Origin of the sequence: Mesorhizobium sp. M7A.F.Ca.CA.002.04.1.1, from assembly GCF_004022805.1 — a bacterium.
GTDB classification, from domain to species: Bacteria; Pseudomonadota; Alphaproteobacteria; order Rhizobiales; family Rhizobiaceae; genus Mesorhizobium; species Mesorhizobium ciceri.
Genome location: NZ_RZPL01001024.1, coordinates 1 through 1,434, shown reverse-complemented (window position 1 = coordinate 1,434; position 1,434 = coordinate 1). Strand labels below are relative to the sequence as shown.

Below are 1,434 nucleotides of genomic sequence, written 5' to 3'. Positions count from 1 at the left end.
CGTCCGGCCGCCCGCCGGGGGAGCCAACACCGCCTCGGCGTCGGTCGGTTCAATCGGTCGCGCTAACATTCACTGCTTTCTTCTAACCCTGCCCGCCCTTGGGCACCGCCTATAGGTGGGACGCCGGCGCTTTCAAGCAAGCACAAGCCCACGAAAACTGCAAAAATGTGACAGCCGCCTTTGTACAGACGAAAACGAAGTCCGCACAACTGCGTGTTCTCCATAGCAGAAACAGACACGCGGCGTAAAATTTATCAGCCATCGGTCTCGTCGCCCGACCTGGTGGCGATTGCACGAATATGTGAGCAGACCGACGCCTGGAGAGGGCCCGACCCGGCCCCGTCGACTGCCGACGCGGATAGCCACCTCACGTCCAGGCGCCGACTTGTCTCGCCATGCGCAAAAGAGAACTGCTTCCAGATGGGAGGATCATGGTCTAAAAGCGTCTCCTCCCGCCGACTGAAAGGCTGACCATGGCACTGAGAGCCGACGACCTGATCGACCGCCGCCGTTTGCGGCGCAAGCTGACATTCTGGCGCGTCGTCGCCATAGGCATCATAGCCCTTGGGGTGATTGCGCTTTCAACCTGGTTCTATGGCGACGATTTCGGCGGCTCGACGGTCGACCATATTGCCAAGGTCAAGATCGAAGGCACGATCACCGAGGACGAGGAACTGATCAAGCGGCTGGAAACCATCCGTCTTTCATCGAAGGTGAAAGGCGTGATCCTGTCGATCGATTCGCCTGGCGGCACCACCGTTGGCGGTGAATCGATCTATGAAGAAGTGCGCAAGCTGGCCGCCGACAAGCCGGTGGTGGCGGAAGTCGGCACGCTCGCCGCATCGGCGGGCTATATGATCGCCAGTGCCGCAGATCACATCGTTGCCCGCAAGACCTCGATCGTCGGCTCGATCGGCGTGCTGATCCAGTATCCCGACGTCAGCGGCCTGATGGACAAACTCGGCGTCAAGCTGGAGGAGGTGAAATCCTCGCCGCTGAAAGCCGCGCCCTCTCCCTTCAAGCCGACCAATGACGACGAGCGCGCCATGGTTCGCAAGCTCATCCTCGACAGTTACAACTGGTTCGTCGACATCGTCGCCGAACGCCGCAAGATGAGCCGCGAACAAGCGCTGGTGCTTGCCGACGGCTCGATATTCACCGGTCGCCAGGGCGTTGCCAACGGGCTGATCGACGCCGTCGGTGGCGAGACCGTGGCGGTCGACTGGCTGGCGACCAAGGGCGTCGATGCCAAGCTCAAGGTCGTCGAGTGGAAGGATACCGAACGGCGCAGCGGCTTCCTGTTCTCGAAAGCGATGGCGCAAACGATCGGCAGTGCGCTCGGCCTGCCCGCCTACAGCAGCGACGTCATCCATGAACTCGGAGCCGACCGCTTGTTTCTTGACGGTCTCGTTTCCGTCTGGCACCCTTGAGAAG

General features: G+C 61.2%; 1 protein-coding gene. It reads left to right on the top strand.

Annotated elements, in window-relative coordinates; translation table 11 throughout:
- The first annotated feature begins 473 nt into the window (after positions 1–473).
- On the top strand, positions 474–1,430 hold the full coding sequence (gene sppA, locus ENZ75_RS31705; protein ID WP_027161328.1) for a signal peptide peptidase SppA: 957 nt from the start codon (positions 474–476) through the stop codon (positions 1,428–1,430).
- The last annotated feature ends 4 nt before the right edge of the window (positions 1,431–1,434 follow it).